A 22,083-nucleotide genomic window follows, 5' to 3' on the forward strand; every position below is an offset into this window, starting at 1 on the left:
GATTGATTAATAACGATTAAGGCCCCTCAAGCTGTATTACAGTTTGAGGGGCCTTTTTGATTAGCTGACGTTATTTCAATCGATAGGTGACTTCTACTCTATCTTGAATAGTGACTTGGCCTTGTTGGTAGCTTTTAGGCACATTATAACTGTCACTTTCAGCATTCATTCTCATCATCACTGGCTGAACTGGACGTTGGTCGAAATAGCGAATTTGCCACACACCATCGAGCTCTTCGCCAAAGCCTTGGGCTAACTCTGCCGCTTTGTGTTGTGCATCTTTAATCGCAGCAAGCCTTGCTTGTTTAAGATAATGCGCCTCTTTGCTTGATTTGAGCGCGATATGATTAATACGGTTAATACCCTCTTCAAGCGCGGTATCTAGAATGCTATTGAGGTTGGTTAGATCGACAACTGTCACGGTTACGCGGCGGCTCGCACTGTAGCCAATCAGTTTGTTAGGCTGATCTTTTTCATAGTGATATTGAGGTTGTAGGTTGATATTGGCACTTTGGATTAGCTTGCTGCTAACGCCCGCTTTTTCTAAACGTTCGATAAATTTAGCCACGGCGATATCCGACTCGGCTTTGGCAGCTTTTGCTGTTTCCGCTTTAATCACGACTTCCACGTTTATTTCTGCCATGTCTGCTTCGGCGAGGATATTGCTAGTGCCTATGGTTTCAAGATGCGCAAAGCTAATATCGGCGGCAAGCGCTGGGGCGGTAATGCTGGCCGATAGGACTAAAGCTGAAATAAGTGCTGCAAGAGATGATTTAATCATAGTAACTCCAAAAGTAAGTCTAAAATTCGCCAAGATAAAACGGGGTTGGCTTCTAATAGCTATAAACGTGAGCTTTTGGGAAAAGGGTTATATTTTTAATTTATTATTCACGGTTGGCTAAGCTCACTCAAGAAATTGAACCTATGAGCTAGGGTATCAACAGGTGCTAGCTGAGGTGGGTGAACAGACAAAGCTGAAAAAGTCGTCTAATTAAAGCCGTCTTTGAAGATAACCTCAGCAGCAGACTTGGTTTGCTGCCAACCTTTTTGCTTAAGTTCTGGTTCGGCCAGAAATTTATCGACATAGCCTATACAGAGATAACCTATCAGTTCAGCGCTTTCGGGGGCATTTAACGCTTGCTTGACCTTTAACGGGTCTAAAATACTGACCCAACCGACACCAATATTAAGCGAACGCGCCATTAACCACAGGTTTTGAATGGCACAAACAACACTAAACTTACCCATCTCTGGCATGCTTGTTTGCCCTAGAACGGCAGTTTCACTGGGTTGATAAAATACCGCTAAGTTAACTGGAGCCTCTAAAATCCCTTCGAGTTTGAGCGCATCATACTGAGCGCGTTTATCCCCCGTAAATTGCTCACTGCCAAGGGCATTTGCTGCAACAAACGTTTGCTGCACTGCTTGTTTAATGTTTGAGTCGCGAATAACCACAAATTGCCAAGGCTGCGAGTATCCAACTGAAGGCGCTTGCATGGCGGCATTTAGCAGCGTATCGATACTCGCATCTGAGACGGGCTTATCATTAAAACGATTACCTCTAACATCGCGGCGTAGTCGGATAATATCGGCTAAGACCTCGCTGTCACTCTCACTAAACATTCGACTCATACCGCTCTCAATTTTTCTATAGATCGATAAGGCGCCCTTTGAGGACGCCTTTAAATGCTATCTAGAGTAACAATAATTAGCCTAATTTGAAGCTGTATCGACTGACTTAGTGATCTAGCTGTTAATTAATGGTCATTGAAATGAAGTAGCCGATAAATGTTGCTGTGCCGACGCCAATAAAACCAGGCACAATAAAGCTATGATTCAACACATATTTGCCAATATGGGTGGTGCCGGTTCTATCGAAACTAATCGCCGCTAAATCACTCGGATAGAAAGGGAAGAAGAAATAAGCATAGCAAGCGGGTAATACGCCGATAAGCACTGGTGCCGGGATCCCCAAAGAGAAACCCAGTGGCAGCATTATGGTTAAGGTTGCAGCTTGGCTCTTCAAGAAGATGGACGCGACAAACATCGCAATGGCGAATGACCAAGGATGAGCATGGACGATGTCACTCACAGACTCAATTAGATAGCTCTTGTGATAGCTAATAATAGTGTCGCTAAGCCATGCAATACCAAAGATAATGATCACTGCAGTCATACCTGCGATGAAGACATTACTGCTCACTATCTTTTTAGGATCTACCTTGGTGACAAGTAGAATCATCGCGCCAACGGAAAGCATCATAAACTGGATGGCGACAGACATCTTCACGCCTTCAGGCAATAACTCTTTGCTAAACATTGCCAAGCCAATGACGGCTAATATGCCGAGTAGAAAGATACTTAACCCTTTTTTGGCGATGCTGTTACTTTTGGCGACATCATCGGTTTCAATATCCGGATCAATGAGACTATTCTTAAACTCTTCATCCAGCAATCGAGCTTGAAACTCTTCATCTTTATCGAGATCTTTACCACGCTTTAAGCTCCAAGCTGAGGCGACCAGTACTCCGATTAATGTTGAAGGTATGGTGACTAACAACACATCCATCAAACCAATATCAAGATTGTTTTCCATTGAGGTGGCAATAACAACGGCGGCAGCGGCGGCAATAGGGCTGGCTGTGATCCCCATTTGCGAAGCAACGGTTGCGATAGCGAGTGGACGCTCAGGCCGAATGCCTTTCTTGTATGCGACATCATAGATCACTGGCAGTAATGGATAGACTGAGTGCCCCGTTCCCACAAGCACAGTTAAGGAGTATGTGCATAAAGGACCCAGAAACACGATTTGGTTTGGGTGTTTACGCAGTAGTTTTTCGGCATAGCGGACCAGTAGCTTTAGACCGCCAGTCGCTTCTAAGGTGGCTGATGCGGCAACCACGGCAAGAATGATCAACATGACGTTGATTGGCGGTGAACCTGGCGCAACGCCAAATACAAAGGCAAGAATGGAGACACCCAAGCCACCTAAAAGGCCAAAGGCAACACCGCCGTGACGGATCCCGACAAAGATGATGGCCAACAATAACAGCATATGCACAAAAAACATGGTGTGTCCCTTTAAGTAGTGAGCTGAAGCCAGTGTTTTACGTAAATGATGGTGGGTATTCGATAAGCAAATAACCCAGTGATAACTGACTTATACCGTATGTTATGGATTGCTTAAATAGTCTGTGTTCAGCAAGGTGATACAGCGCATTGGATCATGGCTGTTATTGATAAGAAACGTGAACTAACTTAACGGCAATATTTTAATCACATTTCTGAGGGCTTGAATATAGGCAGTGATTTCTACGATTGTTGGGGAGATGCAACAATAAAATAAGAAAAAGTGATGCTGTCTATTTTATAGACTGACTTTTAAGTGTAGAATCGCGCCTTATTATAATTTAAGAGGAAATTACTCATTGTGTTAATGACGCCACCTTAACGTTTCGCCCTCCCTATAGCTTTCATTGCTAACTAAGCATCACGCTTACTTCTTTGCGCTTGTTAATTCGTTGTCGATTACTACGGCAGTTTTCCGCGCCAAAATTTTATCAAAAAAGCACGCATATCACTCCAGTCTAATCTCTGGTGCGAACTGCCGTGCGTAAACTGAGAGTTCAATGTTTAAAAATTTCAAAATTGATTGGTTATCTAATATCCGTGGCGATCTGCTTGCGGGTATCGTTGTGGCGTTAGCCCTCATTCCAGAGGCTATCGCATTTTCGATTATTGCGGGTGTCGACCCCAAAGTCGGCTTGTATGCCTCATTTAGTATTTCAGTGGTAATAGCTTTCACCGGTGGCCGTTCAGGTATGATCTCCGCGGCAACGGGAGCAATGGCGCTGTTGATGATAACCCTCGTTAAGGATCATGGTTTGCAATACTTGTTGGTAGCAACAGTATTGACGGGATTACTACAGATTTTAGCGGGATATTTAAAACTCGGTAATTTGATGCGATTCGTATCGCGATCGGTAGTGACAGGCTTTGTAAATGCATTGGCTATACTGATTTTTATGGCCCAATTACCAGAGCTCACCAACGTAACCTGGCACGTATATGCGATGACATTAGCCGGTCTTGGAATCATATACCTGTTCCCTTATCTGCCTGTTATTGGCAAATCAATCCCCTCTCCTTTGATCTGTATTGTCGGGTTAACAGCATTTGCTATGATGTTTAATGTCGATGTGCGTACCGTGGGAGATATGGGAGACTTGCCTGATACCTTACCGATATTTTTATGGCCTGATGTGCCGTTAAACTTCGAAACATTACTGATTGTATTGCCTTATTCCATGGGACTCGCGGTCGTCGGACTATTAGAATCAATGATGACGGCGACGATTGTCGACGATCTTACCGATACCAATAGTGATAAAAACCGTGAGTGTAAGGGGCAAGGACTTGCTAATGTGTTTACGGGGTTTCTTGGTGGTATGGCGGGTTGCGCCATGATTGGTCAATCGATGATTAATATAAAATCCGGCGGACGTGGACGTCTATCGAGTTTAGCGGCAGGTGTATACTTGCTCATAATGGTGGTCTTTCTTGGACCCTGGTTAAAACAGATCCCTATGGCCGCCTTGGTCGCGGTAATGATTATGGTGGCCATAGGTACGTTCTCGTGGCAGTCCATTCTCGATATGAAAAAACATCCACTGTCGACCAATGTTGTGATGCTGGCAACGGTTGCTATGGTGGTAGCCACTCATAATCTGGCTATCGGTGTATTTGTTGGAGTGCTGCTTGCTTCCTTATTCTTTGCCAACAAGATTAGTCGCATGATGGTGGTTAGGAATAATATCGGTGAAAGTGACAGTTGTGAATATCGGGTGATTGGCCAAGTGTTCTTTGCGTCATCGGATAAATTTACCGATTCATTTGATTTTAAAGAAGTATTAGAGTCAGTCACTATCGATTTATCGGCGGCTCACTTTTGGGATGTGACGGCGGTATCTGCATTGGATAAAGTGGTGATTAAATTTCGTCGAGAGGGTACACATGTGAACCTTATTGGTATGAATCAAGCGACTCGCACCATTGTTGATAAATTTGGGGTACACGATAAGCCCGAAGAAGTTGAAAGACTACTGGCTGGACACTAAGAGGATGATACAGATGAAGAATATAGTTGCGTGTATTGATGGTTCTAAATTGACTCTAGCCACCTGTGAAGCCAGTGCTTGGGTTGCACACAAAGTGAAAGCACCGTTAACGTTATTGCATGTGCTCGATAAAGCCACCAGACCTGTGGTGAGCGAATTGTCGGGCCAAATTGGCTTTGGTAGCCAAGAAGACCTACTCAATGAACTGGTAGAGCTTGATGAGCTGCGCAGTAAAGTGGCGCTTAAGCATGGTAAGCAGTTACTGATAGATGCAGAAGAGTTAGCGCAAGTGCGAGGCGTGAGTGATATCCATAAATTACAACGCCATGGCAGTTTACTCGACACATTAATGGATCTAGAAGATGATTTGAGGGTGTTAGTGCTGGGGAGGTCGGGTGAAGATCATAGCAGCACTAAAACAATAGGCTCACAGCTTGAAAGTGTGATTAGAACGATTAAGGCCCATACCCTCGTGGTCAGCGAAAGCTTCGAAGTGCCAAGCTCCTATATGATCGCCTTTGATGGTAGTGCAACCAGTGACAAGCTGATTGAAAAGGCTATCAAGACGCCTTTGCTTGTCGGTTTGGAGTGTCATTTGGTGATGGTTGATGGCTCTGGTGACAAGAGCGCAGCTTTTCAACAAGCATCGCAGCAGCTTACTGAGGCTGGGATCATGGTGACAGAGCGAGTGTTAACTGGAGATGTAGATAGCGCATTACTCGATTACCAAGAGCAACAACAGCTTGGGATGATAGTGATGGGGGCCTATGGCCACACAAAGTTACGCCAGTACTTTCTCGGCAGTAACACCACGCAAGTGCTGATAAAAAGCAGCGTACCCTTGTTGTTAATCCGTTAATTATGCAGAGATAGAGGAGCCGATAATCAGCTCCTCTATTTTTTAGCCGCACCACAGCGTCAGCCATATTTAAAAGTGAGTTAAACACGAGTTAACTGACAAACCCCGCCGCAATTGGTTAGAATAACCTAGATTTTTTAAACTCCAGAGCGACCACTATGCACGTACATATTTTAGGGATCTGTGGCACCTTCATGGGCGGCCTCGCGTTGCTGGCTCGAGCTGAAGGGCACAAGGTAACGGGCAGCGATGCCAATGTTTACCCGCCAATGAGCACTCAACTAGAAGAGCAAGGTATTGAGCTGATCCAAGGTTTCGATCCTACTCAATTGGGTAAAAATGAAGATGATGCGCCCGATCTTGTGGTGATCGGTAATGCTATGAGCCGAGGTAATCCTTGCGTTGAAGCAGTGCTTAACCGCGGCCTTAAGTATACCTCTGGCCCGCAGTTTCTAGCAGAGCACATCTTGGCTGAGCGCTGGGTATTAGCGGTTGCTGGCACCCATGGTAAAACGTCTACCTCGAGTATGTTGGCGTGGATCCTCGAAGACTGTGGCTATGAGCCGGGATTTTTGATTGGTGGTGTACCGCAAAACTTCGGGGTATCGGCTCGCCTTGGCGGTTCGCCGTTTTTTGTGGTTGAAGCTGATGAATACGACAGCGCCTTTTTTGATAAACGTTCTAAGTTTGTCCACTATCAACCGCGTACTCTGGTGATCAACAACTTAGAGTTCGATCACGCCGATATATTTGATGATCTTAAAGCGATCCAACGCCAGTTTAATCACGTAATACGGACGGTTCCTGGTGAAGGAAAAGTGATCTGGCCAGCAGATGCGATAAGTGTGCAGCAAGTCATCGCGCTAGGTTGCTGGAGTGAGCAAGAGACATATCATTTAAATGCCGTGACTAACGGCTGGCATGCTCATAATCTTAGCGATGATGCTCATCAGTTTGAAGTCTTCTTCAATGGTGAGTTGCAGGGGGTTGTCGATTGGGAACTCATTGGCCAGCACAATATCGAAAATGCGGTGATGGCAATTGCCGCAGCGAGGCACGTTGGGGTTAAGCCTGATGCCGCCATTGAAGCGTTAGCCAAGTTTGCACCTCCTAAGCGCCGCATGGAGCTGCTTGGTACTATAAGCGGTATCGAAGTTTATGATGACTTTGCGCATCACCCAACGGCCATAGCAACATCTCTAGCGGGTATGCGAGCCAAAGTGGGCCAGCGTAAGGTGACGGTGATTTTAGAGCCGCGTTCGAACACCATGAAGAGCGGCGTGCACAAGGACACCTTGGCAAACTCATTGGCTTTGGCTAGCAATGTCTTTTTATATCAAGCGGGCAATATTGACTGGGACATTAGCACCGCAATGGCCACAGCCTCGGTGCCAGTTGCTGTGTTGTATGATATTGATGAGATTATAGAGCAGGTCGTCGCTCAGGCGAGCAGTGGAGATACTATTATCATTATGAGTAATGGCGGCTTCGGCGGATTACATCAAAAGCTGCTGGCACAATTAAACACTAAAACAGGTAAATAACTAGCCATGAGTGTGACATACCATAAAGCAGACAAGTCTATTAGCCTGGCGTGGACTGGTGCCTCGGGCGCTCCATATGGCCTGAGATTATTAGAAGCACTGTTGAGAAGTGATTATCAAGTGTTCTTGATGATCTCATCAGCAGCGAGAGTGGTATTGGCCACAGAGCAAGGCCTGCAGTTAAGCGCCAATAGCGATAAAGCGCAAGCACAGTTATTAGCGCAGTTTGGCGACGTGGCTGGCGAGCTCATTGTATTGGGTAAAGAGGAGTGGTTTTCGCCGCCAGCTTCGGGTTCTGCGGCGCCAAAACAGATGGTCATCTGTCCGTGCAGTACAGGGACATTAGCATCGGTTGCAACGGGTATGAGTAATAATTTACTCGAACGAGCGGCTGATGTTGTAATAAAAGAGCGAGGCCAATTAATCTTGGTTCCTCGAGAAACTCCTTTTAGTGCCATACACTTAGAGCATATGTTGTCGCTCTCTCGCTTAGGCGTAACCATTATGCCTGCAGCGCCAGGCTTTTATCATAATCCCAAATCGGTTGAAGATCTGGTAGACTTTATGGTCGCCCGAATTCTTGACCATTTGGGCGTTGACCATGCATTAACGAATCGTTGGGGTTATGACAAGCATAATACCAACGACATCGACTATTGAGAGTTTTATGAAACACACCATTGAAGTGATGATCTCTGCAGAAGAGATCGATCAAAAATTGGATATTTTGGCTGAGCAAATTAATACGCATTATGCCGAAAGTGACCGCCTGTTAATGGTAGGTCTACTTAAGGGTTCTGTTGTGTTTATGGCAGATCTTTGTCGACGTATTAAAGGCCACGTAGAGATCGATTTTATGTCGGTATCAAGTTATGGCAATGCGATGACAAGCAGTCGCGACGTAAAAATCCTTAAAGACGTACAGTCCGAGATCCAGGGGCGTGATGTACTGATTGTGGAAGATCTTATTGATTCTGGTAATACCCTTAACAAGGTGCGTGAGATCCTGATGATCCGCGAGCCAAAAAGTTTAGCGCTATGTACCTTACTTGATAAGCCTCAACGTCGTGAAGTTGATGTGCCTGTCGACTTTATCGGTTTTACCATCCCTGATGAGTTTATCGTTGGATATGGCATCGACTATGCGGAGCAGTATCGTAACTTACCTTACATCGCGAGAGTGATTCCGCTAGAAGATTAATATTGTCTCTATAGCTTAGGTCGGGTTTTGATGCTTATTGGCGTTAAACTGATTATTGAGCTAGAAGCGCAATCGATACTAATGACTCTCGCTATTGCGGGAGTTTTTTTTACTTAATACAGAGTGATTGGAATAACCATGGCAAATACAGAAGCCGCCTTAGTTATCGACTCCTTAAAAAAAACCTATAAAGGCGGAGTTGAGGCAGTAAAGGGCATAAGCTTAACAGTGAATAAGGGCGATTTTTTTGCGCTACTTGGGCCTAACGGAGCAGGTAAATCAACGACGATTGGTATTATTAGTTCTTTGGTGCAAAAGAGTTCGGGAAAAGTGTCTGTATTTGGACATGATATTGATAACGAGCTTGAACTCGCCAAACTCAGTATTGGCCTAGTGCCTCAAGAGTTTAATTTTAATCAGTTTGAAACGGTACAGCAAATTGTTGTCAATCAAGCGGGTTACTACGGCGTTAAGAAAGAGGTGGCACTAGAACGTGCTGAAAAACACCTTAGTCAACTTGACCTGTGGGAAAAACGCAACAGTCCAGCGCGTGAACTCTCTGGCGGCATGAAGCGCCGTTTGATGATCGCGCGCGCGTTAATGCATGAGCCACAATTGTTGATTTTAGATGAACCAACAGCGGGTGTAGATATTGAATTGCGTCGCTCTATGTGGACCTTTCTCACCGAGCTAAATGAGCAGGGCGTGACGATTATTCTCACCACTCATTATTTAGAAGAAGCCGAAATGCTTTGCCGCAATATCGGTATTATCGACAAAGGTGTGCTGGTGGAATGCACGAGCATGAAGTCGTTGCTTAGCCGTTTGAATATGGAAACGTTTATTCTTGATTTGGGTTGTGACTTGAATGACAATCCCGCGCTTGAGCAGACGGTGTGTCGCTTAACAGATCCACATACCTTAGAGGTTGATGTGGCAAAAGAGCAGAGTCTTAATGATGTTTTTGTACAGTTGAGTGCGCTTAATATTCAAGTGCTGTCGATGCGTAATAAGGCCAATCGCTTAGAAGAACTGTTCGTTGAGTTAGTCGAAAAAGGCAAAGTGTCTGGGGGCGGAAAATGAATATGAGAGCGCTGTATTTTACAGCTTTTAAAAGTATCTTAACCAAAGAGATAAACCGTTTTACCCGTATTTGGATCCAAACTTTGGTGCCTCCTGCGATCAGTATGACCCTGTATTTCCTGATATTTGGTAACTTAGTGGGTAAACGCATTGGTGAGATGGGCGGTGTCTCTTATATGGAGTTTATCGCGCCAGGTTTAATCATGATGGCAGTGATTACCAGCTCTTATTCTAATGTGGCATCCTCCTTTTTTAGCGCTAAATTTCAGCGTAACTTGGAGGAGCTTATCGTTGCACCTGTGCCGCACTATGTCATTATCGCAGGCTATGTTGGCGGCGGTGTTGTCCGTGGCTTGTTTGTGGGCGCTATCGTGACGTTAGTGGCGATGTTCTTTGTCGATATCACCATACAGCATGCTGGATTGGTGGCGATTACGGTGTTCTTAACGGCAGTTTTATTTGCCTTAGGTGGACTCATTAATGCCATTTTTGCAAAAAGTTACGATGATATCAGTATTGTTCCTACCTTTGTTTTGACCCCATTGACCTATCTCGGTGGCGTGTTTTATTCGCTATCGTTACTGCCCGATTTTTGGCAAGCGGTATCGGCATTAAACCCTGTGGTATATATGATTAACGTATTCCGTTTTGGGTTCTTAGGCTATGCCGACATCAGTGTTCCTTTGTCTGTTGCAGTCATGGTTGGCTTCTGTGTCGGGTTATGGAGTTTAGCTTACTACCTTATCTCGCGCGGAATAGGCTTGAGAAGCTAATAGAGAGTGTAATGACTTTAAAAGCCAACAATTAAATTGTTGGCTTTTTTATTGGTTTATTTTTGTGTACGACTAAGCGCTAACTCTGCTCGATAAATTCGACGATATCGAATCAATACGCAATGGCATTGAGTGTATAACGATACGAGTGCGCCGCTATCCGTTTCGATATAGTTGGCTTTTTTATGGGTTTATTTTTGTGTTCGACTAAGCGCTAACTCTGCTCGATAAATTCGACGATATCGAATCAATACGCAATGGCATTGAGTGTATAACGATACGAGTGCGTCGCTATCCGTTTCGATATAGTTGGCTTTTTTATGAGTTTATTTTTGTGTACGACTAAGCGCTAACTCTGCTCGATAAATTCGACGATATCGAATCAATACGCAATGGTATTGAGTGTATAACGATACGAGTGCGTCGCTATCCGTTTCGATATAGTTGGCTTTTTTATGGGTTTATTTTTGTGTACGACTATGCGCTAACTCTGCTCGATAAAGGCGACTATTTCGAATCAATACGCAATGGTATTGAGTGTATAACGACACGAGTGCGTCGCTATCCGTTTCGATATAGTTGGCTTTTTTATGGGTTTATTTTTGTGTTCGACTATGCGCTAACTCTGCTCGATAAATTCGACGATATCGAATAACTGCGCAATGGTATTGAGATTTAGTTTACTGGTACAGCAATGACCGTTAAGACTAGCGTATTGCTGAACAGACTGACGCAGTTCTGCTAGTGTCAGTTGCGGAGAAGCCAAGCGGATCTTGATGGGGCTGTCCTCGGCAATCAGATAGCTGTTACCGCTATAATCGACAATAAAGCTCCCTGTTAACACACCAAGCATGCCTGTTTGTTCTAGCCAGTCATGCATTGTTTCAAGTCGTAGCAGTTCACTGCTGTTTTGTTGTCGTAGTACGATAGGCCAGTTAACTTGCGCTAATGTGATTGTCATTAGTGTTCCTGTTTTAGAAGCCAAGAGTATTGTGTTTGGCAGGCGTAATCGTCATAAGCTTTTATTTTATCTTTGATGCTATTAGCGACGCCAAAAGCGTAACCTTTAATATAAACCAACACATAAAAGGCGCGTTGATGACCGTTATCATAAGGTTTTAGCAGTGTGTTTAAGCGCATATTTAAACTTATATTATCAATCTTATGACCAGCATTCATTGCCAATTTTGAGCAGATTAACAGTTCGGTAATCTCTCGTTGTTGAAGTACTTTATTTGCCGTGGCAACAAAACCATGCATCCCGATTCCACCGCGACTAGCGATAACCTTTTGTAAGGTGATGTAGGCGAGACTTGCCCCCAATAACAGTCCAAATATGAATAGGGCGATATAACTGAGTTTGCGCATGGTGTTACCGAGTGTTTGCTACTGGACTCATAGAATATTACCCTAGCGTTGTCCAAAATGTGCTGTTGATATCTATTTTGTGGCGTTTATCTGCAAGCAATATTGGTTTATACCCCAGCCGTTACTGTGACTCTGTGGTTTCTTGGGTAATTTGTTCTTTGCGATCATCCAGAAGAATAATTGTGGTGGTATTATTGGTGATGAGGTTGTCGAAGTGCAAATTCATCTTTTGAATTGATTCGGCATATTCCGGATCGGTGCTTTCCTTTTTCTGCCAATATCGATTACGTTCTAGCTTTTGTAACTCGCTGGCTCTTAATATTTCAAAATAGCTATTCTCTTGCTTCAAGCGATACATTTCACTCTCTAATAGCTGCAGTAAACGCTCTTTTGAAATGGTCTCTTTCTGTAATAACACTTGCAGAGGGTCGAGTGTGCTGAGGCGTTTGTCTGAATCCGTTTCAGTGGTGATACCCAGTACATACTCAATTTTATGTTGACGAAACTCTTTTGGACAGGAGTGCTGACTAAAGACAATCTTGTCATCTTTAATGCATTTGAAAATACTGTTTGCTTCAACATATCCGCTAAGTATTAAGCAAATTATTGAGAATATAACTTTCGCCATTGGGCTAAATATCCTTTTCGACTCAATGATTATTAATCACTATAAGCGTGTGTTTCAGTCTCTAGGCTACAACACTTATTATGTATAAATGATTACTGGATGACCAATATACTATGGCTTAACTCAGACCATAACACCAGTTTTTTGACACTAGACTGATATGAATCAATGTGCAGTGGTAAGCGCACTGCTGATAGGGGGCGTGAGTTATTGAGTCACTAATGTTCAAAGTATTGACGCGTTATTCCCCCGTAATCAGTCTCTTTGGATTGAGCTCAGCTTCGCCCACTTCTTGCATCTGACTTCCTGCTTTCAATTGACGGTATATGTCGCGCGATGGGGCTTAAAATCTGAGATAGTCATGCTTGAATCAGTTGTTGATAAATCGATGGGAACATTTTTAATGGGAGGGAGTATTAAATGGCTCAGAGCAGGTGCTTTGAGCCAAATATAGTCAAGATAGGAGTGCAGCGTCTAATTAATCTGCAGCACTAGGTTATCGATTAATCGCGTTTCGCCCATATAAGCGGCGACCAAAATAACCAATTCATTGTCGTTACTCAGCGCTTTGTTGAAGGATTTAGCATGACGAATATCGAGGTAGTCGTTTCTAAAGCCTGCTGAGGCAATAACTTGCTGCGCAGCTTTTATAACCTCATCAATCTGCTTGCCTAAGCAAAGCTCATTCGCCATCTTGTCTAAGGTTTGCTTGAGTACCGCCGCTTGCTGCTTTTGTGCTGACGTTAAGTAGCCATTACGCGAACTCATCGCAAGGCCTGAGGCTTCACGTATGGTTTCTACGCCTACAATCTCAATCGGCATAGACAGGTCTTCGACCATGGTTTTTATCACGAGCAGTTGCTGAAAGTCTTTTTGCCCAAAAACGGCAATATCGGGTTGAACGATATTAAACAGTTTACACACAATGGTTGCTACGCCGCGAAAGTGACCAGGGCGACTTTCGCCGCACAATTGATCAGAGATTAACGGTACTTCAACAAAAGTCTGAACGTCCATTCCCTTAGGATAGATGATGGCAGGCGTTGGCGTGAACAGCAGCTCTGCACCCGCCGCAATCAAGGCCTTTTGATCATCTATTAAGGTTTTTGGATACGCGTCTAAATCTTCGTTTTGACCAAACTGCATTGGATTGACAAAGATAGAAGCGATCACATGATCTGCGCGTGATCTCGCTTCTTTAACTAAGGTAATATGCCCAAGGTGCAAGTTGCCCATTGTCGGGACAAAGGCAACCGTTTCGCCTTTGATACGCCATGCGCGGACTTGCTCGCGAATAACGCTAATCGATTCTGTGGTGATCATGATACTCGTGCTCTAACACTGACAAATATGAATACTGAAATAAGCTGATAGTCGAACCACTTAGCTAAAAGTATGTTCTTCAGCTGGAAAAACACCTTGTGCGACTTCGTCAATATAAGCACGAACAGCGCTGCGGATCTCGCCAGTTTGCTTTAGATAGTTTTTCGAAAAACGTGGAATGTAACCACTTGAAATGCCTAAGACATCATGCATAACTAAGATTTGACCGTCAGTATCTGCGCCTGCACCGATGCCGATAACGGGGATAGTTAATGCGTTAGTAATGGCTTTAGCTAACGGCGCGGGAATACACTCAACAACGAGGAGTTGTGCCCCTGCCGCTTCAATCGCTTTGGCTTCATCAAGAATACGCTGCGCATTATCGGCATCACGACCTTGAATTTTAAAGCCACCAAATACATGTACTGATTGCGGCGTTAAGCCTAAGTGGCCACATACAGGAATGCCGCGTTCGGTTAGCATCTTGACACTTTCGAGTAGCCAGTGGCCACCTTCAACTTTTACCATATTGGCGCCAGCTTGCATAAGCGTCGTCGCGTTAATCATGGTCTGTTCAGGTGTCGCGTAACTCATAAAGGGCATATCGGCAATAAGCAATGCACGTTCAACGCCACGACGAACACAGCGAGTATGGTAGGCAATATCGTCAACCGTAACCGGGAGTGTGTCGTTATGTCCTTGAAGTACCATTCCCATTGAATCACCGACTAATAGTACGTCAACACCTTCGCTATCGAATGCGTTCGCAAAACTGGCGTCATAAGCCGTTAATGCAGTGAATTTTTTGCCTTCACTCTTGAAGGTTCTCAGTGTGGAACTCGTAATTTTGGACATAGTGGTAATTTTAAAACCTAATTTGTTGAGTTGTTATATGCCAAGTTGGGCTGAACTTCAATGATCTCGGAATCAAACTTCTGTACTAACGTGGGTATTCTATCAAAAAATTAACTTAAAAATGACTTATAGGGATAGGTTTTGCATTTGTGCCATTAAGTCTGTGAGCTATTTAGCGTTCTCAGCGCTTTAATTCAAACCTGTTTGCAGGGATGGTGTTCCTTGTTGAGGTCATCAACAGCGGCAGTGCAAGTATGCTCATCGAGTGTGGGTTCGAAGCATTTGATGGCATGGCTATTACTGTGCCTGCTGCAGTTCTGCAGTTAAACAATCGGTGATCAAACTGGCCAGCGGTGTTTTGTCTGGCAATATGAGTGTTGGAGTCAAATCAAATAATGGCACTAATACAAAGCTACGTTGTTTCATTCCATAATGGGGAACGGTCAGTCGAGGTAGATTGATGTGCTCATTACCGTATAACAGTAGATCTAAATCCAAGGTTCTAGGCCCCCAGCGCAGTGTTCTGAGTCGGCCTTGTTCATTTTCAATCTTTTGTAATGCATCTAATAGATGGATGGGGGCGAGATCTGTTTTAAAGCCAGCAACCGCATTAACGTAATCGGGTTGCTGAACGTCGCCCATGGGCACTGAGCGATAGTAAGGGGAGATGCTAAATGAATTGTCTTCGGCAATGCTCAACAATGCTTGGCAAGCATTGTTGAGTTGTTCGATGGGTTGGCTTAAGTTAGCCCCCAATGCAACATAGACCTGAATCATTACTCTGTAGGTTTAGGTGCTGCTTGGTCTGAAGGCTTAGAACGACGACGTTGAGAAGTACGATTACGGCCGCCTTTATTGCTCGACTTAGCAATAACATTACGCTGATCTTCACTGCCTTCGACAAAGCTCTTCCACCATGCTGCATTCTTGGCAACGGAACCACCTTCGGCTTCGCCACGTAATAAGAGTAAATCATAAGCGGCTCTAAATTTAGGGTGTTCAATAAATTTAAAGGCTTTGGTGCCTTTGTTACGCTCAAAACGTAGCTGTAGTTGCCATATATCTTTTGTCACAGAGCTAAAGCGGCGCGGGAGACTAATTGTACGACACTGCTGCTCCATTATATCGCCCATAGCTGCGGTATAAGCATCGTAGAGGCTTAAGCCACTTTCGAGTGCGATATCGTCCGCACGCTGTGTTAGTGGATACCAGAGTAGCGCAGCATAAAAGAATGCGGGAGTGACTGGCTTTTCTTGCTCAATACGCAAGTCAGTATTTTCCATCATCTCTTGCAGCAATTTAGCAATGGGCCCGTGAGGCGCTTCATCCAGTAGTGAATCTACTAACGGAAATAGCGGCGCAAATAAACCGAAATCTCGCATCATGTTGTAGTTCTGGGCTGCTTTTCCAGCGAAGAATAACTTTAGCACTTCTTCGTACATACGCGCCGCAGGGATATCTTTTAGCAAAGGCGCTAAGCCTTTTATTGGATCTGCTGCTGCAGATTCAATTGTCATATCGAGCTTGGTGGCAAAGCGCACAGCGCGAAGCATACGTACCGGATCTTCGCGATAGCGAGTATCAGGGTCGCCAATAAGACGGATTGTGCGTGACTCTAAATCCTGTAATCCACCGCCGTAGCTATGAATAGAGAAGTCGCTAATATCGTAGTAGAGCGCATTGACGGTAAAATCACGACGTTCAGCATCTTCGTCGATAGTGCCGTAAACATTATCACGCAATAGTCGACCCGATTCATTGGTCTTAGAGATCTTCTCTTCGCTATCAACGTGATGTCCACGCAGTGTAGCGACTTCGATAACGTCACGACCAAACACAATGTGCGCCAGACGGAAGCGTCTACCCACGAGGCGACAGTTACGGAATAATCGCTTAATTTCTTCTGGCGTGGCATTGGTCACCACATCAAAATCCTTAGGTTGCATATCCAATAGAATGTCGCGTACTCCGCCACCGACCAAGTAAGCTTTAAAGCCTGACTTATGAAGTCTGTAGAGTACTTTGATCGCATTGTCGCTGATCTGTCTACGAGAAATTGAGTGCGCTTTTCTAGGCACAACTTCTAAACTCAGACCGACCTGAGTATTTTCTTCAGCTTTTGGACTATCATCAAATAACTGCTTACAGAATTGGCTAATACGGCGAAAAATGGGACACCTCTGATTTGGATATTTACTAAGGTAAAAACAAGTGGGCTATGATAACCCAATTAAAGCTCAATGAGTATACGATTCAGTTTACGTAACAAGGAGTATTTCAGATTGCCTTGGTACCTTACTTAAATCAAACTGACTGATAGCCTGTTCTAGCATCTTGCTGGCTTGTCTTTCTGGGGTCACTTCTGTTTGGCCCAAAAAGCGTAATGCCGCATTAATGCTGGCTTGCGGCTTTACAACATCAATTGCTGCCGCATGGTTTTGCTTGGATAACTTGCGGCCTTTTTCTGCACATGCTAACGGCAGATGAAGCCAATTTGGACTTGGATGCTTCAACAGTTTAAACAGACTTTCTTGACGGCAAGTGGGCTCGAGCAGATCTGAGCCTCTCACCACCTCGGTGATCTGTTGGTGGATATCGTCAAGCACCACCGCTAACTGGTAGGCGTAGAGGCCGTCACTGCGTTTAATAATGAAATCTTCAGCAGCAAATTGACTATCGACTTTAACCACACCTTTTATCTGATCTAAAAATTGTGCCACGCCATAGTGGTTGCGAATACGGATAGCGCCCACTTTATGCGGCTGCGCAAGTCTTCCGCAACGGCCATCATAACTGCCCCCCATGGCTTTTATCTGCTTGCGGCTACATTGACAATAATAAGCTTGGTCTGTCGCCAGCCATTGGGTGATCTGTTGCTGATAAATATCAAGGCGTTGGCTTTGATAGACTACTGAGTTGTCCCAGTGCAGGCCGTACGCTTCTAATGTGCTAAGAATTTGATGACTAGCACCGGCAATCTCTCGTGGTGGATCGATATCTTCGATACGCACCAACCATTGGCCATTCATGGAACGCGCACGCAAAAAACTGCCGAGGGCAGCAATCAATGAACCAAAATGAAGTGGACCAGAAGGGGACGGTGCAAAGCGACCGATATAAGCTGTTGAGTTAACCATTAGAGACATTTAGAAACAAAAGAGCGGAGCATAACGCTCCGCACCTTAAGATAGCGATTATCCCGCCATCTGCTTTTCTTTGATCTCAGCAAGCGTCTTACAGTCGATACATTGATCGGCTGTTGGACGAGCTTCTAATCGACGGATACCGATTTCGATACCGCAAGAGTTACAGAAGCCGAAATCATCTTCTTCGATTATCTGTAGCGTCTTTTCAATCTTTTTGATTAGTTTACGTTCTCTATCGCGAGCACGTAATTCTAAACTAAACTCTTCTTCCTGAGCTGCACGATCGACAGGATCTGGGAAATTAGCCGCTTCGTCTTGCATATGGTTCAGAGTGCGGTCAACTTCTTCGCGCAATTGGTTACGCCAAGCTTCAAGAATCGTCTTAAAGTGACCCAACTGGTCCTCGTTCATGTACTCCTCACCGGGCTTTTCTTGGTAAGGTAATACACCTGCGATAGCGAGCACACCGAGTTTTTTAGTGCCTTCTGGCATAACGCATCTCCTGTTAATCATTTGCGTTGTAGGGCGTCTGTATAATAACGGGCGCTATCTATACCAGAAACCCTCGAGATAGGCAAATAATTTATATTATCTGCACTCGATTCTTTGACTATGTCTTCTATTAAGAACAATTTCAACTGTATATTCTGAATTAGAGCTTAACTGGACAGGATTTAACCAAACGGGACGCTGAGGGCGACAGCTCGGCACTATAGGCTAATATCTCTACTCCAGCTGAATATGCTTCATCGAGTAATGCAGCATAAACAGGATCAATATGCGCTGCAGCTTTAACGGAATCTATTCCTGTATGCTGCACAACGAACAATAATACAGCTCTATGCCCCAAGGTCACCATTTCCATCAATTCGCGTAAATGTTTTTGGCCACGAGTGGTCACCGCATCTGGAAAGTATCCTTGCCCATGCTCAAGTAAGGTGCAACTTTTAACCTCTACATAGCAACTGGCTTTGTTGTTACCTTCTAATAAGATGTCTATTCGGCTGTTTTCACTACCATACTTTACTTCGCGGCGTAATGACGCATAACCGGTTAGTTCTGTTATTACGCCGGTATTAATCGCTTCTTCGGCTAAGGTATTTGCACGACCAGTATTGATGCCTATCATATCGCCACTTGGCGTTTCAGCGAGCTCCCAAGTACGGCTATATTTTCGCTTTGGGTTATCAGAGACTGAAAACCACACTTTGCTATCTGGAAATAAGCAATTACGCATCGAACCAGTATTAGGGCAGTGGATAGTCACTTCGCTGCCATCCTCGAGAGTGATATCGGTTAGAAAACGTTTATATCGTTGAATGAGGATCCCACTATCAAATACGGGGTTAAACTCCATTTTAGCTACCTAATGACGACTATATTGCCGCTAGATTAACAGAGTTTTTCGGGAGGATTGGAGAATAATGCATAGGTACGGGTTGAGATTAAATAATTAAGAAACGGTTAGTATTCTAAAATGAGCTCAACTATTTAATACCCGACTTTAGATATTACAGGCGATCCAGTAAACTCAGCTGAAAACGAGTCGAGAGCACCCTTGCTGATCGATTCACATTTTAAGGACCTAAAATGACGAATTTAATGAAAGTTACCCTCACCCAAGAAGTACCTGCTGCTCACTGGGGAAAAGCCAATGTTACTTTTCAAAACGATGTGGCTTCAATTCATATCAAAGCGGGGGATATTCAGCGTCAAGTGCAACAAGCTGCCCGTAAGCTTCAAGGACAAGGCGTTAGTGCTGTTGCACTAGAAGGCAACTTATGGACTGTTGATGCGCAATGGGCCTTTGCTCAAGGCTTTGCTACCGCTAAAAAGCAGCCACAAATACAGTGGACCGGTGACGATTCGGCAAAGGCCTTACTTGCTAACCGTTTAGAGAGTGCCAACTTTGCCCGTAAATTGATTAACGAAACGCCGGAAAATTTGTCACCAATGGTGTTAGCCACTGAAGCGGCAAAATGGTTGAGTGATATTGGCGGCGACAACATTAGCTACCGCATTATTGAAGGCGAAGCATTATTAGAACACCAGTGGATAGGTATCCACGCGGTAGGCCGTGGTAGTGAACGTCCACCTGCATTGCTTGAAGTTGATTTCAACCCATTGGCAGCCGATGCCGACGTTGCTGTAGCACTCGTGGGTAAAGGGATCACTTTCGACTCTGGTGGTTACAGCATTAAAGGTTCAGAAGGTATGCTCGGCATGAAGTGCGATATGGGCGGTGCAGCCACCGTAACCGCCGCACTTGGTTTAGCGATTAAGTCAGGCCTTAACAAACGGGTTAAGCTCTTTTTATGCTGCGCTGAGAACTTAATCAGTGGCCATGCTTATAAGCTGGGCGACATTTTAACCTACAAAAATGGCGTAACTGTTGAAGTGGTTAATACTGACGCTGAAGGTCGTTTAGTGCTGGCTGATGGTCTGCAAGCCGCATCAGAAACGGGCGCGTCATTAATTATCGATGCTGCCACTCTAACGGGGGCTGCCGTTATGGCGGTTGGCACTAACTACAATGCTATTTTCTCTCCTAAAGCTGAAATCTTGGCATTAGCGCAACAAAAAGCCATTGCCGCTTGCGAGCGAGTTTGGCCTTTGCCACTTGATCCTTGGCATATGGACAGTTGTCCAAGTCCTTATGCTGATACTGCTAACAGCCGAGCGATGAAGGGTGGCGGTGCCGGTGGTGCTTCAAATGCAGCGGGTTTCCTATGGCGCTTTGTTGCCCCAGATGCTAACTGGTTGCACGTTGATCTCGCGTCGGCATTCTCAGACTCTGGTGATGCGTTATGGGCTGCAGGTGCAACGACTCATGGCGTACTGACGATTGCTGGATTATTGGAAGACTAGTCTTTAGAGTATTAGGAGCACAACATTGATTGTGTCTTTACTATAGCGCAGGCTATATACAGTAATATCTCTATTATGAAGCCACCTTATTTATAGGTGGCTTTTTTATAGCTGACTTTTTAGCGTGATAGGCCGCTGATTGTAAAAGTTAATACTTATCTTGCTGAAATGACCATGATTCAAATTCCCGCTCTTTTAAGTGAGTCCCCCTGAAAACAGTCTTTGCTAAAACAGTACTTATGTTGCATTATTGTTAACTATTGGTTTTTTTACTTAAGTGTTGGTTTGCCGTCCATGAAGCTTAGTTTTAGTGAATTCTCTATCGATCGTGAAACAGCCGAACTGTTAATTAATGGCACTATTTATGCTATTGATGAGCGTAATATTATGCTTATTCAGTTGCTCGCTAATAGTTATCCAGAATATTGTTCAAAACAAGATTGCTTAGACAAAATATGGGTAGGCACAGTGGTGTCGGACATGTCATTGTCTAAACTGGTTTCAGATACGCGTAAGATTTTTAGTAAAGCAGGTTATTCAGAACCATTGATTCAGACTGTTCATGGTCGAGGTTATCGGCTCGAACATGTACTCGGAAAGCAGCTCTCACTACAGACTCAACCTTCAACTGCAGATGGTCTTGCTGCTAGCCCTCAAGCAGCACAAAAGACACCCTTCACTTCGGCCCCCTTTATTGAGCGACGTAAAAAAATTGCGCCTATTTCATGGTGGGAAATTTTTGCTAAAGTATTGATTGCATTATTGCTGGTACTCGCGTTGATTTTCCAGTTTTGGTTAGGCGGAGCCAATAGCGATTCAGTCACGACACAAACGAAAAATCTCAATTATAGTGAGCCAACAAAAGCCCTGGGTCGAGTACTTTGGGTTGACGATCACCCTGAGAATAACTTGGCTGAAAAAGCCTATTTAGAAGAGAAAAATATTGGTGTTTATAACACTGTCACCTCAGAAGAAGCGCTCATGCTGTTATCTATGTATCACTACCAAGCGGTGATTTCAGATATGGGACGGCATGGTGATTCACTCGCGGGGCTTAAGCTGCTGCAAGCCATTCGTGCCGCTGGATATGATACTGACTTTTATCTGTACACTTATGTGGAGTCACCCGGCGTGATTGATGCCATTGCTAAGAGTGGTGGTCAAGCCGTTGTTATTGATAGCGATGCCTTGTATGAGTTGATATTGGCTCATTTTTAAAAGAAGCAGATGATTCATTAAAGCGAATTATCTAAAGAAAAAGTAAGACATTTAAGTATTTAGCCTCGTAATAATTAAAAACCTATCGAAACAATACCTA

Annotated in this window: 22 protein-coding genes; 9 read left to right on the forward strand and 13 right to left on the reverse strand. The window is 44.4% G+C overall.

What is annotated here, in order from left to right:
- Positions 1-70 precede the first annotated feature (70 nt).
- From CXF82_RS15010 to CXF82_RS15020, 3 genes are all read right to left on the reverse strand, one after another.
- Positions 71-781, reverse strand: a complete 711-nt coding sequence (locus tag CXF82_RS15010) for an oxidative stress defense protein (RefSeq protein WP_102039598.1) — start codon at positions 779-781, stop codon at positions 71-73.
- Positions 782-987: 206 nt separating this feature from the next.
- Positions 988-1,632 (reverse strand): 5,6-dimethylbenzimidazole synthase, encoded by a 645-nt coding sequence (gene bluB / locus CXF82_RS15015; RefSeq protein ID WP_101092341.1) that lies wholly within the window; start codon positions 1,630-1,632, stop codon positions 988-990.
- Between the two features lie 121 nt (positions 1,633-1,753).
- Positions 1,754-3,070: an anaerobic C4-dicarboxylate transporter gene (locus CXF82_RS15020; protein ID WP_101092340.1), complete on the reverse strand. Its 1,317-nt coding sequence runs from the start codon at positions 3,068-3,070 to the stop codon at positions 1,754-1,756.
- 559 nt (positions 3,071-3,629) lie between these two features.
- Here CXF82_RS15020 and CXF82_RS15025 point away from each other — a divergent pair.
- From CXF82_RS15025 to CXF82_RS15055, 7 genes are all read left to right on the forward strand, one after another.
- Complete coding sequence (locus tag CXF82_RS15025; protein ID WP_102044468.1) at positions 3,630-5,117, forward strand: SulP family inorganic anion transporter; 1,488 nt, start codon at positions 3,630-3,632, stop codon at positions 5,115-5,117.
- A 13-nt stretch (positions 5,118-5,130) separates the two neighbouring features.
- Positions 5,131-5,976, forward strand: coding sequence for a universal stress protein (locus CXF82_RS15030; protein ID WP_101092338.1), 846 nt, complete (start codon positions 5,131-5,133; stop codon positions 5,974-5,976).
- A gap of 158 nt (positions 5,977-6,134) precedes the next feature.
- Entirely contained in the window at positions 6,135-7,520 is a 1,386-nt protein-coding gene (gene mpl / locus CXF82_RS15035; protein WP_102044469.1) for a UDP-N-acetylmuramate:L-alanyl-gamma-D-glutamyl-meso-diaminopimelate ligase, read from the forward strand.
- Between the two features lie 6 nt (positions 7,521-7,526).
- Complete coding sequence (locus tag CXF82_RS15040) at positions 7,527-8,180, forward strand: flavin prenyltransferase UbiX (RefSeq protein WP_198553509.1); 654 nt, start codon at positions 7,527-7,529, stop codon at positions 8,178-8,180.
- Between the two features lie 7 nt (positions 8,181-8,187).
- Positions 8,188-8,721 (forward strand): hypoxanthine phosphoribosyltransferase, encoded by a 534-nt coding sequence (hpt, locus tag CXF82_RS15045; RefSeq protein ID WP_101092336.1) that lies wholly within the window; start codon positions 8,188-8,190, stop codon positions 8,719-8,721.
- A 138-nt stretch (positions 8,722-8,859) separates the two neighbouring features.
- A complete protein-coding gene (locus tag CXF82_RS15050; protein WP_102044470.1) occupies positions 8,860-9,804 on the forward strand; it encodes an ABC transporter ATP-binding protein in 945 nt (314 codons plus the stop codon).
- A gap of 2 nt (positions 9,805-9,806) precedes the next feature.
- Positions 9,807-10,577 carry an ABC transporter permease gene (locus tag CXF82_RS15055; protein ID WP_180961097.1) on the forward strand — a complete coding sequence of 257 codons (771 nt, stop codon included), beginning with the start codon at positions 9,807-9,809 and terminating at the stop codon, positions 10,575-10,577.
- A gap of 619 nt (positions 10,578-11,196) precedes the next feature.
- Here the strand turns inward: CXF82_RS15055 and CXF82_RS15060 are convergent.
- The 10 genes from CXF82_RS15060 to sfsA form a co-directional block, all read right to left on the reverse strand.
- Complete coding sequence (locus tag CXF82_RS15060) at positions 11,197-11,538, reverse strand: DUF4144 family protein (protein ID WP_102044471.1); 342 nt, start codon at positions 11,536-11,538, stop codon at positions 11,197-11,199.
- Positions 11,538-11,945: a hypothetical protein gene (locus CXF82_RS15065; protein WP_102044472.1), complete on the reverse strand. Its 408-nt coding sequence runs from the start codon at positions 11,943-11,945 to the stop codon at positions 11,538-11,540. Before CXF82_RS15065 ends, CXF82_RS15060 begins: the two co-directional genes overlap by 1 nt.
- Before the next feature lie 121 nt (positions 11,946-12,066).
- On the reverse strand, positions 12,067-12,573 hold the full coding sequence (locus CXF82_RS15070; RefSeq protein WP_101092331.1) for a hypothetical protein: 507 nt from the start codon (positions 12,571-12,573) through the stop codon (positions 12,067-12,069).
- A 474-nt stretch (positions 12,574-13,047) separates the two neighbouring features.
- The gene (panC, locus tag CXF82_RS15075; RefSeq protein ID WP_101092330.1) at positions 13,048-13,896 is read right to left on the reverse strand and encodes a pantoate--beta-alanine ligase; all 849 of its coding nucleotides are present in this window, start codon (positions 13,894-13,896) and stop codon (positions 13,048-13,050) included.
- A 60-nt stretch (positions 13,897-13,956) separates the two neighbouring features.
- Positions 13,957-14,751: a 3-methyl-2-oxobutanoate hydroxymethyltransferase gene (gene panB / locus CXF82_RS15080; RefSeq protein ID WP_101092329.1), complete on the reverse strand. Its 795-nt coding sequence runs from the start codon at positions 14,749-14,751 to the stop codon at positions 13,957-13,959.
- Positions 14,752-15,048: 297 nt separating this feature from the next.
- Positions 15,049-15,528, reverse strand: a complete 480-nt coding sequence (folK, locus tag CXF82_RS15085; protein ID WP_102044473.1) for a 2-amino-4-hydroxy-6-hydroxymethyldihydropteridine diphosphokinase — start codon at positions 15,526-15,528, stop codon at positions 15,049-15,051.
- A complete protein-coding gene (gene pcnB, locus CXF82_RS15090) occupies positions 15,528-16,829 on the reverse strand; it encodes a polynucleotide adenylyltransferase PcnB (RefSeq protein WP_232775035.1) in 1,302 nt (433 codons plus the stop codon). The genes folK and pcnB overlap by 1 nt, the downstream gene beginning before the upstream one ends.
- 180 nt (positions 16,830-17,009) lie before the next feature.
- The gene (gene gluQRS, locus CXF82_RS15095; protein ID WP_102039835.1) at positions 17,010-17,888 is read right to left on the reverse strand and encodes a tRNA glutamyl-Q(34) synthetase GluQRS; all 879 of its coding nucleotides are present in this window, start codon (positions 17,886-17,888) and stop codon (positions 17,010-17,012) included.
- Between the two features lie 57 nt (positions 17,889-17,945).
- Positions 17,946-18,389, reverse strand: coding sequence for an RNA polymerase-binding protein DksA (gene dksA / locus CXF82_RS15100; RefSeq protein WP_101092326.1), 444 nt, complete (start codon positions 18,387-18,389; stop codon positions 17,946-17,948).
- 160 nt (positions 18,390-18,549) lie between these two features.
- On the reverse strand, positions 18,550-19,254 hold the full coding sequence (sfsA, locus tag CXF82_RS15105) for a DNA/RNA nuclease SfsA (RefSeq protein WP_101092325.1): 705 nt from the start codon (positions 19,252-19,254) through the stop codon (positions 18,550-18,552).
- A 233-nt stretch (positions 19,255-19,487) separates the two neighbouring features.
- Between sfsA and pepB the strand changes: the two genes are divergently transcribed.
- Together pepB and CXF82_RS15115 are read left to right on the forward strand one after the other, a co-directional pair.
- Positions 19,488-20,765 (forward strand): aminopeptidase PepB, encoded by a 1,278-nt coding sequence (gene pepB, locus CXF82_RS15110; RefSeq protein WP_102039831.1) that lies wholly within the window; start codon positions 19,488-19,490, stop codon positions 20,763-20,765.
- A 294-nt stretch (positions 20,766-21,059) separates the two neighbouring features.
- On the forward strand, positions 21,060-21,983 hold the full coding sequence (locus CXF82_RS15115) for a winged helix-turn-helix domain-containing protein (RefSeq protein ID WP_102039830.1): 924 nt from the start codon (positions 21,060-21,062) through the stop codon (positions 21,981-21,983).
- Positions 21,984-22,083 lie beyond the last annotated feature (100 nt).

This window comes from Shewanella sp. GutDb-MelDb (genome assembly GCF_002836075.1).
GTDB lineage: Bacteria > Pseudomonadota > Gammaproteobacteria > Enterobacterales > Shewanellaceae > Shewanella.

Excerpts from the sequence above, each read along its gene's own strand:
- CXF82_RS15010 (WP_102039598.1), bottom strand. The coding sequence starts at position 781 with ATGATTAAATCATCTCTTGCAGCACTTATTTCAGCTTTAGTCCTATCG.
- bluB (WP_101092341.1), bottom strand. The coding sequence starts at position 1,632 with ATGAGTCGAATGTTTAGTGAGAGTGACAGCGAGGTCTTAGCCGATATT.
- CXF82_RS15020 (WP_101092340.1), bottom strand. The coding sequence starts at position 3,070 with ATGTTTTTTGTGCATATGCTGTTATTGTTGGCCATCATCTTTGTCGGG.
- CXF82_RS15025 (WP_102044468.1), top strand. The coding sequence starts at position 3,630 with ATGTTTAAAAATTTCAAAATTGATTGGTTATCTAATATCCGTGGCGAT.
- CXF82_RS15030 (WP_101092338.1), top strand. The coding sequence starts at position 5,131 with ATGAAGAATATAGTTGCGTGTATTGATGGTTCTAAATTGACTCTAGCC.
- mpl (WP_102044469.1), top strand. The coding sequence starts at position 6,135 with ATGCACGTACATATTTTAGGGATCTGTGGCACCTTCATGGGCGGCCTC.
- CXF82_RS15040 (WP_198553509.1), top strand. The coding sequence starts at position 7,527 with ATGAGTGTGACATACCATAAAGCAGACAAGTCTATTAGCCTGGCGTGG.
- hpt (WP_101092336.1), top strand. The coding sequence starts at position 8,188 with ATGAAACACACCATTGAAGTGATGATCTCTGCAGAAGAGATCGATCAA.
- CXF82_RS15050 (WP_102044470.1), top strand. The coding sequence starts at position 8,860 with ATGGCAAATACAGAAGCCGCCTTAGTTATCGACTCCTTAAAAAAAACC.
- CXF82_RS15055 (WP_180961097.1), top strand. The coding sequence starts at position 9,807 with ATGAGAGCGCTGTATTTTACAGCTTTTAAAAGTATCTTAACCAAAGAG.
- CXF82_RS15060 (WP_102044471.1), bottom strand. The coding sequence starts at position 11,538 with ATGACAATCACATTAGCGCAAGTTAACTGGCCTATCGTACTACGACAA.
- CXF82_RS15065 (WP_102044472.1), bottom strand. The coding sequence starts at position 11,945 with ATGCGCAAACTCAGTTATATCGCCCTATTCATATTTGGACTGTTATTG.
- CXF82_RS15070 (WP_101092331.1), bottom strand. The coding sequence starts at position 12,573 with ATGGCGAAAGTTATATTCTCAATAATTTGCTTAATACTTAGCGGATAT.
- panC (WP_101092330.1), bottom strand. The coding sequence starts at position 13,896 with ATGATCACCACAGAATCGATTAGCGTTATTCGCGAGCAAGTCCGCGCA.
- panB (WP_101092329.1), bottom strand. The coding sequence starts at position 14,751 with ATGTCCAAAATTACGAGTTCCACACTGAGAACCTTCAAGAGTGAAGGC.
- folK (WP_102044473.1), bottom strand. The coding sequence starts at position 15,528 with ATGATTCAGGTCTATGTTGCATTGGGGGCTAACTTAAGCCAACCCATC.
- gluQRS (WP_102039835.1), bottom strand. The coding sequence starts at position 17,888 with ATGGTTAACTCAACAGCTTATATCGGTCGCTTTGCACCGTCCCCTTCT.
- dksA (WP_101092326.1), bottom strand. The coding sequence starts at position 18,389 with ATGCCAGAAGGCACTAAAAAACTCGGTGTGCTCGCTATCGCAGGTGTA.
- sfsA (WP_101092325.1), bottom strand. The coding sequence starts at position 19,254 with ATGGAGTTTAACCCCGTATTTGATAGTGGGATCCTCATTCAACGATAT.
- pepB (WP_102039831.1), top strand. The coding sequence starts at position 19,488 with ATGACGAATTTAATGAAAGTTACCCTCACCCAAGAAGTACCTGCTGCT.
- CXF82_RS15115 (WP_102039830.1), top strand. The coding sequence starts at position 21,060 with ATGAAGCTTAGTTTTAGTGAATTCTCTATCGATCGTGAAACAGCCGAA.